The sequence below is a fragment of the Isoptericola sp. F-RaC21 genome (assembly GCF_038593535.1).
In the GTDB taxonomy this organism is placed as follows: Bacteria; Actinomycetota; Actinomycetes; order Actinomycetales; family Cellulomonadaceae; genus Isoptericola.
Genome location: NZ_JBCFYX010000002.1, coordinates 77811 through 91806, shown reverse-complemented (window position 1 = coordinate 91806; position 13996 = coordinate 77811). Strand labels below are relative to the sequence as shown.

Annotated in this window: 17 protein-coding genes; 5 read left to right on the top strand and 12 right to left on the bottom strand. The window is 74.4% G+C overall.

Going from position 1 to position 13996, the window contains the following annotated elements; genetic code table 11:
* Nucleotides 1–2: 2 nt before the first annotated feature.
* Both AAG589_RS05765 and AAG589_RS05760 read right to left on the bottom strand, forming a co-directional pair.
* Nucleotides 3–893 carry a PhzF family phenazine biosynthesis protein gene (locus tag AAG589_RS05765; RefSeq protein ID WP_430566319.1) on the bottom strand — a complete coding sequence of 297 codons (891 nt, stop codon included), beginning with the start codon at nt 891–893 and terminating at the stop codon, nt 3–5.
* Nucleotides 890–1648, bottom strand: a complete 759-nt coding sequence (locus AAG589_RS05760; protein WP_430566318.1) for a DeoR/GlpR family DNA-binding transcription regulator — start codon at nt 1646–1648, stop codon at nt 890–892. The genes AAG589_RS05765 and AAG589_RS05760 overlap by 4 nt, the downstream gene beginning before the upstream one ends.
* A 50-nt stretch (nt 1649–1698) precedes the next feature.
* Between AAG589_RS05760 and AAG589_RS05755 the strand changes: the two genes are divergently transcribed.
* The 4 genes from AAG589_RS05755 (at nt 1699) to AAG589_RS05740 (ending at nt 3986) form a co-directional block, all read left to right on the top strand.
* The gene (locus AAG589_RS05755) at nt 1699–2100 is read left to right on the top strand and encodes a DUF4406 domain-containing protein (RefSeq protein WP_430566317.1); all 402 of its coding nucleotides are present in this window, start codon (nt 1699–1701) and stop codon (nt 2098–2100) included.
* On the top strand, nt 2097–2747 hold the full coding sequence (locus AAG589_RS05750) for an NUDIX domain-containing protein (protein ID WP_430566316.1): 651 nt from the start codon (nt 2097–2099) through the stop codon (nt 2745–2747). Before AAG589_RS05755 ends, AAG589_RS05750 begins: the two co-directional genes overlap by 4 nt.
* Before the next feature lie 68 nt (nt 2748–2815).
* The gene (locus tag AAG589_RS05745) at nt 2816–3487 is read left to right on the top strand and encodes an AIM24 family protein (RefSeq protein WP_430566315.1); all 672 of its coding nucleotides are present in this window, start codon (nt 2816–2818) and stop codon (nt 3485–3487) included.
* Nucleotides 3488–3533: 46 nt separating this feature from the next.
* Complete coding sequence (locus AAG589_RS05740; RefSeq protein ID WP_430566314.1) at nt 3534–3986, top strand: hypothetical protein; 453 nt, start codon at nt 3534–3536, stop codon at nt 3984–3986.
* Between the two features lie 20 nt (nt 3987–4006).
* On the opposite strand, the gene AAG589_RS05735 is transcribed toward AAG589_RS05740, so the two are convergent.
* The 3 genes from AAG589_RS05735 to AAG589_RS05725 form a co-directional block, all read right to left on the bottom strand.
* Entirely contained in the window at nt 4007–4393 is a 387-nt protein-coding gene (locus tag AAG589_RS05735) for a VOC family protein (RefSeq protein ID WP_430566313.1), read from the bottom strand.
* A gap of 47 nt (nt 4394–4440) precedes the next feature.
* Nucleotides 4441–5148 (bottom strand): ThuA domain-containing protein, encoded by a 708-nt coding sequence (locus AAG589_RS05730; protein WP_430566312.1) that lies wholly within the window; start codon nt 5146–5148, stop codon nt 4441–4443.
* Nucleotides 5149–5214: 66 nt separating this feature from the next.
* A complete protein-coding gene (locus AAG589_RS05725) occupies nt 5215–5811 on the bottom strand; it encodes a TetR/AcrR family transcriptional regulator (RefSeq protein ID WP_430566311.1) in 597 nt (198 codons plus the stop codon).
* Nucleotides 5812–5890: 79 nt separating this feature from the next.
* Between AAG589_RS05725 and AAG589_RS05720 the strand changes: the two genes are divergently transcribed.
* The gene (locus tag AAG589_RS05720; protein WP_430566310.1) at nt 5891–6331 is read left to right on the top strand and encodes a DUF1772 domain-containing protein; all 441 of its coding nucleotides are present in this window, start codon (nt 5891–5893) and stop codon (nt 6329–6331) included.
* 103 nt (nt 6332–6434) lie between these two features.
* On the opposite strand, the gene AAG589_RS05715 is transcribed toward AAG589_RS05720, so the two are convergent.
* Genes AAG589_RS05715 through AAG589_RS05685 form a run of 7 tightly spaced genes read right to left on the bottom strand, consistent with a single transcriptional unit; the run spans nt 6435 to nt 13994 of the window.
* Nucleotides 6435–7619 (bottom strand): acetyl-CoA C-acyltransferase, encoded by a 1185-nt coding sequence (locus AAG589_RS05715; protein WP_430566309.1) that lies wholly within the window; start codon nt 7617–7619, stop codon nt 6435–6437.
* Nucleotides 7616–8326 (bottom strand): CoA transferase subunit B, encoded by a 711-nt coding sequence (locus AAG589_RS05710; protein ID WP_430566308.1) that lies wholly within the window; start codon nt 8324–8326, stop codon nt 7616–7618. Before AAG589_RS05710 ends, AAG589_RS05715 begins: the two co-directional genes overlap by 4 nt.
* Nucleotides 8323–9105 (bottom strand): CoA transferase subunit A, encoded by a 783-nt coding sequence (locus AAG589_RS05705; protein WP_430566307.1) that lies wholly within the window; start codon nt 9103–9105, stop codon nt 8323–8325. Before AAG589_RS05705 ends, AAG589_RS05710 begins: the two co-directional genes overlap by 4 nt.
* Complete coding sequence (locus tag AAG589_RS05700; RefSeq protein ID WP_430566306.1) at nt 9102–10046, bottom strand: HpcH/HpaI aldolase/citrate lyase family protein; 945 nt, start codon at nt 10044–10046, stop codon at nt 9102–9104. Before AAG589_RS05700 ends, AAG589_RS05705 begins: the two co-directional genes overlap by 4 nt.
* Nucleotides 10043–10561: a MaoC family dehydratase gene (locus tag AAG589_RS05695; RefSeq protein WP_430566305.1), complete on the bottom strand. Its 519-nt coding sequence runs from the start codon at nt 10559–10561 to the stop codon at nt 10043–10045. Before AAG589_RS05695 ends, AAG589_RS05700 begins: the two co-directional genes overlap by 4 nt.
* A 35-nt stretch (nt 10562–10596) precedes the next feature.
* Complete coding sequence (locus AAG589_RS05690) at nt 10597–11784, bottom strand: acyl-CoA dehydrogenase family protein (protein WP_430566304.1); 1188 nt, start codon at nt 11782–11784, stop codon at nt 10597–10599.
* Nucleotides 11781–13994: an acetyl/propionyl/methylcrotonyl-CoA carboxylase subunit alpha gene (locus AAG589_RS05685; protein WP_430566303.1), complete on the bottom strand. Its 2214-nt coding sequence runs from the start codon at nt 13992–13994 to the stop codon at nt 11781–11783. Before AAG589_RS05685 ends, AAG589_RS05690 begins: the two co-directional genes overlap by 4 nt.
* Nucleotides 13995–13996 lie beyond the last annotated feature (2 nt).

Below are 13996 nucleotides of genomic sequence, written 5' to 3'. Positions count from 1 at the left end.
CCTCACCCGGGGATGACGTCGAGGGTCCCCCGGGCCACCATGCTCACGTCGCCGCCGACCCGGACGTTGTGCAGCGCGTCGGGGAGGCCCTGGGGCAGGACGGTGAGCCGGCTCGGGCGGCCGGTGAAGCGGCCCTGGTGCAGGACGAAGGCCTCGTCGGCGGGCACGACACCGTGCCGCGCCAGGTAGGCGCCGACGCAGCCGGCGGCACTGCCGGTCGCGACGTCCTCCAGGACGCCGTCGTTGTTCCAGGTGCGGCCCTCCCGCGCCTCGACATCGAGCACGTAGACGAACTGGGCGCCGAACCGCCCGACCAGGTCGGCGAAGTCGTCGCGGACGATCCGCGCCTCGGCCAGCCCGGCGACGACGGGGACGACGAGATAGCTCAGGCCGGTGGAGACGACGTCGAAGGGAAGGTCAGCGAGCGCGCCGGCGGGCAGGTTCAGGGCCGCGGCGATCTCGGCCCTGTCCGCGTCCGGCACGGTGCCGAGGAGCTCCGGTGGGCCCTGGTCGAGCTCGGCGTGGTAGCCGGCGGCGCTGGGCCGGGTGGTCACCTCGACCGTCCTGGCGGTCAGGTGGAATCGCCAGCGCCGGGCGCCGGAGCCGCCCGCGCGCTCGTGCAGGACCGCGGCCGCGCCCAGGACGGGGTGGCCGGCGAAGTCGAGCTCCTCGAACAGGTCGAAGACCCGGGCGGCGACGTCGGGCGAGGCCTCGGCAGAGTCCTCGGTGTCGCCCAGGAAGATGGTCTCGAAGTGCCGCAGCTCCTGGGTGATCGCGAGCATCTGGGCCGCGGTGAGGCCGGCGGCGCCGGGGACGACGGCGAGGCTGTTGCCGGTGAACGGCCGGTCGGCGAAGACGTCGACGTGGCGGTAGTCCAGGGGCACGTCGTTCACCGCCCAGCCTCGACGACGCGGACCTGCTCACCGAGCCGGCGCACGACGTCGGAGCCCGGGTCGGCGTCGGTGATCACGCCGGCGACGGCGTCGAAGCCGATCACCCGGTACGGCGAGGCGGCGCCCACCTTCTCGGACGAGCCCAGCACGTAGGTCTCGGCGGCCCGGGACGCCAGCGCCCGCTTCATGGCCGCCTCGTCCGCGTCACCCGTGGTCAGCCCGGCCTCCGGGTGGATGCCCGTGACGCCGAGGAAGAACACGTCCGCCGAGACCTGCTGCGCCGCCTCGACAGCCGCGGCGCCGCTCGCCACCGCGGAGTGCTTGAAGAGCCGGCCGCCCAGGACGAAGACCTCCGCGACGGGGTGCTCGACCAGCGCCGCCGCGACGGTCGGACTGTGCGTGATCACGGTGCACCGCAGGTCGGCCGGCAGGCCTGACGCGATCGCCAGCGCGGTGGTGCCGCCGTCGAGGATCACCGTGCTGCCGGGGTCGATCAGCCGCACCGCGGCCGCGGCCACGAGCTGCTTGCCGGCCACCGCGACCCGCCGGCGGCCGTCGTAGTCGGCCAGCGCCGGGGACACCGGCAGCGCGCCGCCGTAGACCCGCTGGCACAGCCCCTCGGCGGCGAGCTCCCGCAGGTCGCGCCGGATGCTGTCCTCCGAGAGGCCGAGCTCGGCCGCGGCCGTCTTCGCGACGATCTTGCCGTCGCGGCGCAGGGTCTCCAGGAGGTGGTCGCGCCTCTCGGCTGCCAGCATGGTCATCTCGTTTCTTCGTAGTTCTTCATGTTTGTGCTTAGTCTACGCTCATGACGAGACCACTGCTCATCCTCATCGCCGGGCCCTACCGATCGGGCACCGGCGGTGACCCGGCCGCGATGGCGGCCAACCTCCGGCGCCTCGAGGAGGCCGCCTGGCCGATCTTCGAGGCGGGCCACGTCCCCATGATCGGCGAGTGGGTGGCGCTGCCGGTGCTGCGCTCGGCCGGAGCCACCCTGGACGACACCTTGGCCGACGACGTGCTCTACCCGACGGCGCAGCGGCTGCTGCAGCACTGCGACGCCGTGCTCCGGCTGCCGGGCGAGTCGACCGGGGCCGACCAGGACGTCGCGATCGCCACGAGCCGCGGTCTCCCGGTGTACTACGACGTCGCCGACGTTCCGCGGCTCGCCAGGCAGGACCGGCAGGACGACGGGCAGGACGACCGGTGAGCGGGCGGCCCGGGGTCGACGTCCCCGACCACCGCGGCCGGACCGGGCTCGACCGGGCGGGGCGGGGCCTGGACCGCAACCCGGGCGTCGTCGTGCGGGACGTCGAGCTCACCTCCACCGGCTGGCACGTGCTGCGCCGCACGACCTTCGACTACCGCCGCCGCGACGGGCGCTGGCAGACCCTGCAGCGCGAGACCTACGACCGCGGCGACGGCGCGACGATCCTTCTGCACGATGCTGCACGGTCCACCGTGCTCCTCACGCGCCAGTTCCGGTTCCCGGCCTACGTCAACGACCACCCGGACGGGATGCTGCTCGAGACGGCTGCCGGCCTGCTGGACGACGACGACCCCGAGACCGCGATCCGTCGCGAGGTCGCCGAGGAGCTGGGCGTCATCGTCGGGCCGGTCGAGCACGTGTTCACCGCGTACATGAGCCCGGGGTCGGTCACGGAGCGGGTGCACTTCTACGCGGCGCCCTACACCGGGCGGGACCGCACCGGGCCCGGTGGCGGGGTGGCCGCCGAGGGCGAGGACATCGAGGTCGTGGAGCTCGGCCTGGACGACGCCCTCACGATGGTCCGCGACGGGCGCATCGTGGACGGCAAGACCATCATGCTGCTCCAGTGGTGGGCGCTCGCCCGGTGACCATCGGTGGACGCCCCTCATCCTCCCGGCGGATGTGTGCGACCCCGCGCGACGGCAGGATGGCGTCCATGCGCAGCAGCCTCTTCCACCACACCGAGCCGCAGGGCGAGCCGGGCAGCTTCCAGCTCGTCAACCCGCGGATGCTCAAGGTCGACCTCGCCGGTTCCGGCGGGTTCTTCTACGCCAAGCAGGGGTCGATGATCGCCTACCAGGGCGACGTCGACTTCGCCTACGAGGGCGCGGGCGGGATGACCAAGCTCTTCAAGAAGGCGTTCACCGGCGAGGGCATGTCGCTGATGAAGGTCTCCGGCGGCGGTGACGTCTTCCTCGCCCAGGACGCCGACGAGGTTTTCGTGCTGTACCTGGAGAACGAGAGCGTCACCGTCTCGGGCAGCAACATCCTCGCCTTCGAGAGCACGCTCACCTGGGACATCAACCGTGTCCAGGGGGCGTCGGTGCTCAGCGGCGGGCTGTTCAACACGACGTTCACCGGCTCCGGCGCGCTCGCCGTCACCGCGTACGGCACGCCCGTCGTGCTCGAGGTCGACGAGCCCACGTTCGTCGACATGCAGAGCGTCGTGCTCTGGTCGACGACGCTCACCAGCACCGTGCGCAAGACGGCGAAGCTCGGCGCCGCCATCGGCCGCGGCTCGGGCGAGGCGTACCAGCTCGGGCTCACGGGCCAGGGGATCGTCGTCGTGCAGGCCTCGGAGGGTCACCCGCTGCCGAACCAGAACTGACGCCGCGGCCGTTTGCGCATCCCGGCGCGCCTGGGATGCTCGGCGCATGACGCCTCGCGACGCCGCGCTCCCGAGCGACCCCGAGCGTTCCCGCGGACTGGTCCTGCGCTGGTCGGGTCCGTCGGCGACACGACCCGACATCGAGCACCTCGCGGTCGATCTCGTCAACGTGGGCACCGCCAGCTGGACCCCGCGGGAAGGGGAACTCGTTGTGGCGGCCGGGCTCCTGTTGTCCCCCGGGGAGGAGCGGACGTCCTTCGGCTTCGCCTTCTTCGGGAGCCAGGACGCCGCGGTCCCGCTCGACCCGGGCGAATACGCCCGCATGCCGGTGTCCATCGGCGGCTCCGAGTGGACACGCGCGACGCCCGGATCGGCTCACGTGCGCGCCGTGCTCCCCGCGCTCAGCCTCTGGACCGAGGAACCTCTCGCGGTGGAGCTGACCGCCGAGGTCATCGCACGCCATCGCCCGGAGGACCCGCTACAGGAGACGGAGGGGTAGGGCGCCCGGCGCCCGAGCCGTCAGGCAGGCGCGAGCACCTCGACGCGGTTGCCCGCGCGGTCGCGGGTGTGGAACCTCAGGTACCCGGAGAACGTCTCGCGCTCCGAGTGGTCGACGCCGAAGCCCGCCGCCTCGAGCCGGTCCGCCGTCGTGTCGAGGCCGGCGGCGTCGTCGACCACCAGGGCCGGGTGCGCCTTGCGCGCCGGGACGAACGGCTCCTCCACGCCCACGTGGATCTCGGCGACCACGGCGCCGTCGTCGTCGAACCCCCGGAACCAGCAGCCGCCCCGGCCCGCCAGCTCCGGCGGCTTGGCCACCTCGGTCAGCCCCAGCCCCGCGCCGTAGAACGCGCGCGCCGCGTCCTCGCCGCCCGGCGGGCAGGCCACCTGCACGTGATGCAGCCGCACGTCGTCTCCTCGTCGTCGGAGTATCTCGACGTCAAGATACTCCGCGGTCAACCCTCCAGCAGCCAGGTGGCCGCGCGGCGGAGCAGCTCGGCATGCGCCGGCGAGTCGTAGGCGCGCACGTCGTGCCCGAGCCCGGAGTACACGGTGCGGCCGCCGTGGGCGTCGGCGACCCAGACGGCGGGGTGGCGCTCGCCGTCGTCGTCGGTCACCCAGCCCAGCACCTGGGACGACGGTGCGACGCGCAGGTGGCAGTAGCGCTCGTCGTCGACCTCGACGGCGCCGAGCCCCTCCGTGATCGGGTGCGTCCCGGCCGCGAGCGCCAGCGTCGCGGGGCCGAAGGGCGGGTGGTACGACTCCCCCGGCACCCAGCGCCCGCCGAGCACCTCCTCCCACCCCGGGTGGTCGCCGAAGGCGTTGGCCGCCTGGTGCACGGCGAGGATCCGCCCGCCCGCGCGGGCCCACGCGTCGAGGCGGGCGTGGAACGGCGCCCACGCCGCGTCGTCGGGGCCGATCCCCGCCTCCCGGAACCCAGGCCACGGGGTGCCCGCGTTGACGACGAGCAGGTCGACGTCGTCCAGGTCGTCGAGGGCGTCGGGAAAGGTCGACCGCACGACGACGTCGGGGGCGCCCGCCGCCAGGTCCAGCCCCGAGAGCACCAGCGCCAGCCGGTGGGAGGTGGCCGCGTGGTCGTGCCACGGGTCCTCGTGGCGGCCGCGGCCGGCGAGGATGAGGATGCGCGTCGTCGCGGAAGTCACGGCCCGATCCTGCCAGAGCCCGGCGACCGAGCGGGTCGGGGTCCAGGTCACCGGGTGTCGACGGGCTCAGTCCACGGCGGCGGTGACGAGGCGGACGAGCTCGTCCACCCGGCGCTCGTCGTTCCCGGCCGACAGGCGGCCCGCGCGGTGCAGCGCGACGAGGCCGTGCACCGCGCCCCAGAGAACCTCGGCCGCGGTCGCGGGGTCGGGCGGCGGCGACTCGAGGCCGGTCAGCGCCCCCTCGATCGCCGCGAAGCCCGCACGCAGGGCCTCCGGCGTGTCGTCCGAGGCGAACGGGATCAGCACGGGCAGCAGGAACATCGCGTCGTAGGTGGCGGGATGCTGCGCGGCGAAGTCGAGGTACGCCGTCACGAGCGCGCGTACGCGCTCGGCGTCCGTCCCTGCCTCCCCGGACGTCGCGGCCGAGAGCACCACGGCCAGCTCCTCGAACCCCGCCATCGCGACAGCGGTGACGATCTCGGTGCGGCCCTGCGGGAAGTGCCCGTAGAGCACGGGCTGGCTGTACTCGATCGCGTCCGCGAGCCGACGGATCGTCACGGCCTCCCAGCCCTGCTCCTCGGCGAGGGCTCGGGCCACCGCGACGATCCGCTCCCGGCGCTCGGCGACCTGACGGGCTCGGCGGGCTGCAGCGGGTGTGGTCATGACGCCGACCCTAGCACTGCTAGCAGATCACTGGTACGTTTCCTAGCGTTGCTAGATTCCGTCGAGGGAAGAGGCTGTCATGGAGTGGTTGCCGATCGTCGCCGTCGTCGTCACCGGACTGATGGTGGGGGTGGAGCTGTCCGTCGCGTTCGTGATCAACCCGATCACCGACGCGCTGCCGGAGGACGCCAGGGTGCTCGCCCGCTCGCACGGCGCCAGGATGCTCGGCCGCCTGATGCCGTTCTGGTACATCGGCTCCACGCTGCTGGTCGCCGCCGCCGCGCTCGTGGTGCCGGGCGCCGCCACCCTGGCGTGGACCGCCGTCGGGCTGCTGCTCGCCAGCGTGGTCCTGTCCGTCACGCTGCTGGTGCCGATCGCCGACCGGTCGAAGACCTGGACACCCGAGACCGCCCCCGACGACCACCGCGAGCAGTCGACCCGGTGGGACCGGCTGCACCTCGTGCGCCTCGCGCTCATCGTCGCCGCGTTCGTCCTCGTGACTGTCGCTGTCGCACAGTGACCGTCGGTCGAGCCTGTCGAGACCCCTCGCAGGGTTTCGACAGGCTCAACCAGCGGCGTCAGGTTTCGACAGGCTCAACCAGCGGCGTCAGGTTTCGACAGGCTCAACCAGCGGGGGCCTCCAGCAGCACCGCCGACCCCTGGCCGCCGCCGCCGCACAGGGCCGCGACGCCCACCGACCCGGCGCCGAGCAGCTCCAGCCGCCGGGCCAGGTGCCCCACGACCCGCGCGCCGGACGCCCCGATCGGGTGCCCCAGCGCGATGGCGCCGCCGTGCGCGTTCACCAACTCCGGGTCCAGGCCGAGCATGTCCACCGACGCGAGCACCACCGCGGCGAAGGCCTCGTTGATCTCGACGGCGCCGAGGTCGCGCGGGGCGACGCCGGCCCGCTCGCAGGCGGCGGCGATCGCGTTCGCGGGCTGGGCGTGCAGGCCCACGTCCGGCCCCGCGACCAGCGCGTGCGAGCGCACACGCACGCCGGTCAGCCCGCGCGCGGCGGCCACGTCGTCGGACACGAGCACCAGCGCCGCCGCGCCGTCGGAGATCTGCGACGCGTTCCCCGCGGTGATGGTGCCGTCCTCGCGGAACGCCGGCCGCAGCCGGGCGAGCCCGTCGAGCGTGGAGTCCGGCCGCACGCCGTCGTCGGCCTCGACGCGGACGGTGCCGCGCCGGCCGGGGACGTCGTAGGGCGCGATCTCCGCGGCGAGCAGGTCCGCCGCCTTGGCCGCGCGCGTGTGCGACGCGACGGCCAGCGCGTCCTGCGCCTCGCGCGTGTTCCAGGCCGCGGCGGCCATCTCCTCGCCGTGCCGCTCGGTGCTGAGCCCCATCGAGTCGTGCTCGAACGCGTCGGTCAGCCCGTCGTGCGCCATCGTGTCGATCAGCTCGACCGGGCCGAACTTCTGGCCCGCGCGCGAGCCGACCCAGGCGTGCGGGGCCAGCGTCATCGACTCCATGCCGACCACCGCGACGATCTCCGCCTCGCCGCCGGCGATCAGCCGGTGCGCCTGCACCACGGCCTCCGCCCCGGAGAGGCAGACGGCGTTGAGCGTGACGGCCGGCACGGTCATCGGGACCCCCGCGCCGACGCCCGCCTGCCGGGCCGGGTTCTGCCCGGCGCCGCCCTGCAGCACCTGCCCACCGACGACGACGTCCACCTCCCCCGGTTCGACGCCCGCCGCCGCGAGCGCCGCCGCCAGGGCGTGCGCGCCCAGCGCCGTCGCCGGGACGTTCGCGAACGCCCCGTTCGAGCGCACGAACGGCGTGCGCCGGTACCCCGCGATCACGGTCATGGCTGCTCCTCTCTCTGCTCGCTGGTCGAGCCTGTCGAGACCCGGGTCTCGACAGGCTCGACCAGCGGGACGACGATCTCCGCCTCGGTGGCGTCGCGCACCTCGTCGACGGTCACCCCGGGCGCGAGCCGGCGCAGCACGAACGCGGCCTCCAGGCCGTGGTCGGTCACGTCGAGCACCGCGCGGTCGGTGACGATCCGGTCGACGACGCCCTCGCCGGTCAGCGGCAGGGTGCAGCGCCGGCGCAGCTTGGGCGACCCGTCGCGGGCGACGTGGTCCATGAGCGCGACGATGCGTCGCGCGCCGACCACGAGGTCCATCGCGCCGCCCATGCCCTTGACGAGCTTGCCGGGCACGGTCCAGCTCGCCAGGTCGCCGGTGGCCGACACCTGCAGCGCGCCCAGGATCGCGATGTCGACGTGGCCGCCGCGGATCATGGCGAACGAGTCCGCCGCGTCGAAGAAGCTCGCCCCCGGGACGGCGGTGACCGTCTGCTTGCCCGCGTTGATGAGATCGGCGTCCTCGCTGCCCTCGACGGGGAACGGCCCGATGCCGAGCAGCCCGTTCTCGCTCTGGAGCGTGATGCCGACACCGGGCGGCAGGTGGTTCGCCACCAGGGTCGGGATGCCGATGCCGAGGTTGACGTAGTCGCCGTCGCGCAGCTCCTGCGCCGCCACGGCCGCCATCTCGTCGCGCGTCCAGGTCATGCCGCACCTCCCTCGTGATCGCTGGTTGAGCCTGTCGAAACCCGGTTCGCGGGCTCGACGGGCTCAACCACCGGAGCCGGCCGCACCGTGCGCTGCTCGATGTCCTTGACCCGCTCGCGCGCCAGCACGAGGCGGTGGGTGTAGATGCCGGGCGTCACGACGACGTCCGGGTCGATCGGCTCGTCGGTGATCTCCTCCGCCTCCACGACGGTCACCCGGCCCGCCGTGGCGACGACCGGGTTGAAGTTGCGGGCGGTGTACCGGTAGACGAGGTTGCCGAACCGGTCCGCGCGCCGCGCGTGCACCAGCGACAGGTCGGCCACGATGGCTCGCTCCAGCACGTACCGGCGGCCGTCGATCTCGTCCACGGGCTTGCCCTCGGCGACGGGGGTGCCGACGCCCGTCGGCGTGTAGAACGCCGGGATGCCCGCACCGCCGGCCCGCAGCCGCTCGGCGAGCGTGCCCTGCGGCACGAACTCGACCTCGAGCACGCCGTCCAGGTACTGCTGCGCGAACAGCTTGTTCTCCCCCACGTACGACGCGAGCACCCGCCGCACCTGGTCGTTCTCCAGCAGGATGCCGAGCCCCTTGCCGTCCACGCCCATGTTGTTGGACACGATCGTCAGGTCCTTGACGCCCGAGTCGCGCACCGCCTCGATGAGGTCGTTCGGGTTGCCGCTCAGGCCGAACCCGCCGACGGCGATGGTCATGCCGTCGCGCAGCAGGCCGTCCAGCGCGGCCACGGCGCCGGGCTGCCGCCTGTCGGTGGTCCTCGTCATCGTCGTCCCCCGTTCTCCTCGACCGTACGTCCGACGGCGGTGCCGTCGGGAGTGCCTTCCGCGCCCTGCCCTGCTTGCTCCGCCCGGCGCAGCACGGCCTCGGCGTGCCGCAGCAGCGGGGCGTCCACCATCTGGCCGCCTACGGTGAGCACGCCGGAGTCGGCCGAGCGTCCGGCGGGCAGGTCGGCGAGCGCCTCGGCCCGCCCGGCGGCGGCCGCCAGCACCTCGCGCGCCCGCTCCACCTCGGCCTCCGACGGCGCGAACGCGGCGCGCACGACGGCGACGTGGCTCGGGTGCACGCACAGCGACGCGACGAACCCGCTGGCCGCGGCGTCCCGCGCCTCGTCCCGCAGACCCTCGAGGTCGTCGAGCTCCAGGTGCACGGCGTCGATCGCCGCCTTGCCGGCCGCCCCGGCCGCGAGCAGGACGGCGGACCGCGCGTGCCGGGCGACGTCGCGGTAGCCGCCGTCGGGCCGGCGGCTGGACGTGCCGTGCAGCGACGCCACCAGGTCCTCGGCGCCCCACGCGAGGGCGACGACGTCGGGCCGGGCGGCGAGCGCGGGCGCGGCGAGCACGCCCGCGGCCGTCTCGCACAGCGCGACGACGGCGTACGGGCCGCCGTCCGGCGCGAGCAGCGGGCCGACGAAGCGCCCGTCCGCCTTCGGCAGCATCACGGTGCGGTACGGCGTGCGGGCGAGGGCGGCGAGGTCGGCGTCGTGGTCGGGGGTGCCGACCGCGTTGACCCGCACGATCACCCGCTCGGGGTCGAGCAGCGTCTCCGCCAGCGCCGCCCGGGCGGCCTCCTTGCGACCGGGCGCGACGGCGTCCTCGAGGTCGAGGATCGCCGCGTCGGCGCGGTCCAGGGCCTTGGCGTACCGGTCGGGCCGGTCGGCCGGGCAGAACAGCAGCGCCGGGCCGAGGGCGAAGGGGGCGGGGTTCACAGCACGCCCCCGCCGTGCTCGGTCGCGTTCTTGTGCTCGTGCTCCTCGTGCCCCTCCCGCGTCCACATCAGCATGGTCCGCACGGCACGGGCCACGACGTCGCCGTCCTGGTTGCGGCCCACGTGCTCCGCCGTCACGACGCCCGTGCCGGGCCGCGAGCGCGACAGGCGCCGTTCGGTCACCGTCGTCTCCGCGTACAGCGTGTCGCCGTGGAACATCGGGTGCGGGAACGCCACCTCCGAGAAGCCGAGGTTCGCCACGAGCGTGCCGCGGGTCAGGTGCGCCACCGACAGCCCCACCAGCGTGGCCAGCGTGAGCATCGAGTTCACCAGGGGGCGGCCGAACGGCTGGGTCGCCGCCCACGCCGCGTCCAGGTGCAGCCCCTGCGGGTTCATCGTGACGGACGTGAACAGCGTGTTGTCCGCCTCCGTCATCGTGCGCCCCGGCCGGTGCACGTAGCGCACGTCCGGCTCCAGCTCGTCGTAGTACAGGCCGCGCTGCACCTCGTCACGCATGACGCCCTCCCTCGCTCGTGCCGAACCGCCGGGGCTCACGACGCCAGCCCCAGGTCGCGGGCGAGGATCATGAGCTGCACCTCGGTGGTGCCCTCGCCGACCTCGAGGATCTTCGAGTCGCGGTAGTGCCGCGCCACGGCGTTCTCGTTGAGGAAGCCGTAGCCGCCGAAGATCTGCGACGCGTCGCGCGCGTTCGCCATCGCGGCCTCGCCGCCCACGAGCTTCGCCACCGACGCCTCCGCCTTGAACGGCTTGCCGCGGGTCTGCTTCAGCGCCGCGTCCAGCCAGCACAGCCGCGCCGAGTGCACCCGGGCCTGCATGCGGGCCAGCGTGAACGCGATGTGCTGGTTGCCGCCGATCGCGTGGCCGAAGACCCGGCGCTCCTTCGCGTAGCGCAGCGCCTCCTCGAGGCAGCCCTGCGCCGCACCGGTCGCGAGCGCGGCGAAGGCGATGCGCCCCTCGTCGAGCGCGCGCAGGAAGTTCGCGAACCCGCGGCCCTGCTCGCCCAGCAGGTTCCCCGCCGGGACGCGGACGCCGTCGAGCGTCAGCGGGTGGGTGTCGGAGGTGTGCCACCCGACCTTGTCGTAGGCGGGCTCCACGGTCAGGCCGGGCGTGCCCGACGGCACGAGGAACGACGACAGCTCCTTGTGGACGACGCCGTCGTCGCCGGTGCGCTCCCCGGTCACCGCGGTGACCGTGATGACGCTGGTGATCGGCGTGCCGGAGTTGGTGATGAACTGCTTGGACCCGTCGATCACCCACTCGCCGGTGCTCTCGTCCCGGCGCGCCGTGGTGCGCGTGGCGCCGGCGTCGGACCCGGCCCCCGCCTCCGTGAGGCCGAAGGCCGCCAGCGCGCGCCCGCTCACCAGGTCGGGCAGCCAGCGCTGCTTCTGCTCGTCCGTGCCGTGCCGGAAGATCGGCATGATGCCCAGCCCGACGCCCGCCTCGAGCGTCACGGCGATCGACTGGTCCACGCGCGCGAGCGCCTCGACCGCGAGGCACAGCGAGACGTAGTCCTTGCCCTGCCCGCCCACGTCCACCGGGAACGGCAGTCCGAACAGCCCGAGCTCGCCCATCTGGGCGATGATCTCGACCGGCAGGCGCCGCTCCGTGTCGTACTGGTAGGCGGCGGGTGCCACCACCTGGTCGGCGAACTCGCGCACCACCTGGCTGAGCTTGCGCTGCTCGTCGGTGAGCACGGTCGACTGGGTCTCGCTGATCATGACGCTCCTCGGGTGGTGGAGTGTGCTGCCGCGACGGCGGGGTCTGCCGGCGCGGGAGCGTGGTCCTCGGGTGGGTCGGCGGGTGGGTCCTTCGGACCGGTCTCGGAGGGGTCGACGACGGCGACCACCTGGTCGAGGCGCACCTGGTCGCCCGGTCGCACGTCGAGCCGCACGACGCCGCCGACGGGCGCGAGCAGCGGGTGCTCCATCTTCATCGCCTCGACGACGACGACGGGCTGGCCGGCGGCGACCACGTCGCCGTCCGCGACCGGCACGGCGGACACCGTGCCGGGCATCGCGACGCGCACCGGGGCGGCCTGCGCCGCGCCGTCCTCGCCGCCGGTGAGCGCGCGGGCCTCGCGCCGTCGTGCAGCCAGCGCCGCCCGGTCGAGCACCGTGAACGACGACGTCCGCCCGTCGAGGTGCGTCCACACCACCGTCGGTGTCGCTGTGAGCGGGCGGTTGGCCCGCTCGGTCGGCGTGTCGTGGGCGTGTCCTCCGCTCACAGCGGCGACCAGGAGCCGGGTGATGCCGCCGACGGTGAGCAGGCGGCGGCCGTCGGCCGGCCGCAGGGAGGCACGGACTGGTTCGCCGTCGTCGACCGTGACGACGGCGTCGTCGGGCGTCCCGGTGACGGCGACGGCGTGCTCCGTGCCCGTCGTGTCCACGAGCACCGAGCGGCGCGGCGCGGGCGGGGCGTTCAGCCGCCAGCCGTCGGCGGCGGCCCACGGGCCTCCGGCACCGCCGTCCGGCGGGAGCATCAGCAGCGCGGCCGCCACCGTCTCGACCGACCGGACGGTCTCGACAGGCGCGACCAGCGACCGGGAGACGAAGCGGTCGATCAGCCCCGTGTCGAGGCGGCCGGCGCGCACGTCGTCGTCGGCCAGCAGGTCGCGCAGGAAGCCGGCGTTGGTCTCGACGCCCAGCACGACGACGTCGGCCAGCAGGCCGTCGAGCCGCGCGATCGCCTCGGCCCGGGTGGGCGCCCAGGCCACGGCCTTGGCGAGCATCGGGTCGTAGTCGCCGGTCACGTCGCTGCCCGGCAGCAGGCCGCTGTCGAGGCGCAGCGGCGTGGCCCCCGGGCCGGCGGGCACGCCCGCGTCGTCATAGGCGAGCACCTGCCCGGCGGCGGGGAGGAACCCGCGCGCGGGCGTCTCCGCGTACAGCCGGGCCTCGACGGCGTGCCCGTCCAGCCGGACGTCGTCCTGCCCGATCGCGAGCCGCTCCCCCGCCGCGACGCGCAGCTGCTGCTCCACGAGGTCCAGGCCGGTGACCAGCTCGGTCACGGGGTGCTCCACCTGCAGGCGCGTGTTCATCTCGATGAACCAGAAGGTGCCGGGGTCATCGCCGGGCGCGAGGAACTCCACGGTGCCCGCGCCGACGTACCCCACCGACCGCGCCACGGCGCAGGCGGCCTCGCCCAGCCGCGCCCGGGTCGCGTCGTCGACGGCGGGCGACGGCGCCTCCTCCACCACCTTCTGGTGGCGGCGCTGCAGGGTGCACTCGCGCTCGCCCAGGTGCACGACGCCGCCGTGGGTGTCGGCCAGCACCTGCACCTCGATGTGCCGCGGCCGCTCGACGAGCCGCTCGAGCAGCAGCCCGTCGTCGCCGAACGACGCCCCCGCCACGCGCCGGGCCGACGCCAGCGCGCCGGGCAGCTCGCCCGCCGCACGCACGACCTCCATGCCCTTGCCGCCGCCGCCCGCCACCGGCTTGACCAGGAGCGGGAACCCGACGTCGTCGGCCGCGGCGACCAGGGCGTCGTCGTCCATCCCGTCGTCGAGCGTGCCGGGGAGCACCGGCACGTCGTGGGAGGCGACGAGGCGCTTGGCCGCGGCCTTGTCCGCCATCGTCTCCAGCGCCTCGACCGACGGCCCGACGAAGACGATCCCGGCGCGCTCGCACGCCCGGGCGAGCGCGGGGTTCTCCGACAGGAAGCCGTAGCCCGGGTGGATCGCGTCGGCGCCGGTCGCGACGGCCGCCGCGACGACGGCCTCGACGTCCAGGTAGCTCTGCGCCGCGGGCGCGGGGCCGATCCGCACCGCGAGGTCCGCCTCCCGCACGTGCCGGGCGTCGGCGTCCGCGTCGGAGTGCACGGCGACCGACCGGATGCCCAGCCGGCGCAGCGTGCCGATCACGCGGCAGGCGATCTCGCCGCGGTTGGCCACGAGCACGGTGGCGAACGGCCTGGTGGTCGATGGCGTCGTCATGG

Excerpts from the sequence above, each read along its gene's own strand:
- AAG589_RS05705 (WP_430566307.1), bottom strand. The coding sequence starts at position 9,105 with ATGACGAGGACCACCGACAGGCGGCAGCCCGGCGCCGTGGCCGCGCTG.
- AAG589_RS05740 (WP_430566314.1), top strand. The coding sequence starts at position 3,534 with ATGACGCCTCGCGACGCCGCGCTCCCGAGCGACCCCGAGCGTTCCCGC.
- AAG589_RS05755 (WP_430566317.1), top strand. The coding sequence starts at position 1,699 with ATGACGAGACCACTGCTCATCCTCATCGCCGGGCCCTACCGATCGGGC.
- AAG589_RS05715 (WP_430566309.1), bottom strand. The coding sequence starts at position 7,619 with ATGACCGTGATCGCGGGGTACCGGCGCACGCCGTTCGTGCGCTCGAAC.
- AAG589_RS05725 (WP_430566311.1), bottom strand. The coding sequence starts at position 5,811 with ATGACCACACCCGCTGCAGCCCGCCGAGCCCGTCAGGTCGCCGAGCGC.
- AAG589_RS05720 (WP_430566310.1), top strand. The coding sequence starts at position 5,891 with ATGGAGTGGTTGCCGATCGTCGCCGTCGTCGTCACCGGACTGATGGTG.
- AAG589_RS05690 (WP_430566304.1), bottom strand. The coding sequence starts at position 11,784 with ATGATCAGCGAGACCCAGTCGACCGTGCTCACCGACGAGCAGCGCAAG.
- AAG589_RS05760 (WP_430566318.1), bottom strand. The coding sequence starts at position 1,648 with ATGCTGGCAGCCGAGAGGCGCGACCACCTCCTGGAGACCCTGCGCCGC.
- AAG589_RS05685 (WP_430566303.1), bottom strand. The coding sequence starts at position 13,994 with ATGACGACGCCATCGACCACCAGGCCGTTCGCCACCGTGCTCGTGGCC.
- AAG589_RS05745 (WP_430566315.1), top strand. The coding sequence starts at position 2,816 with ATGCGCAGCAGCCTCTTCCACCACACCGAGCCGCAGGGCGAGCCGGGC.
- AAG589_RS05710 (WP_430566308.1), bottom strand. The coding sequence starts at position 8,326 with ATGACCTGGACGCGCGACGAGATGGCGGCCGTGGCGGCGCAGGAGCTG.
- AAG589_RS05695 (WP_430566305.1), bottom strand. The coding sequence starts at position 10,561 with ATGCGTGACGAGGTGCAGCGCGGCCTGTACTACGACGAGCTGGAGCCG.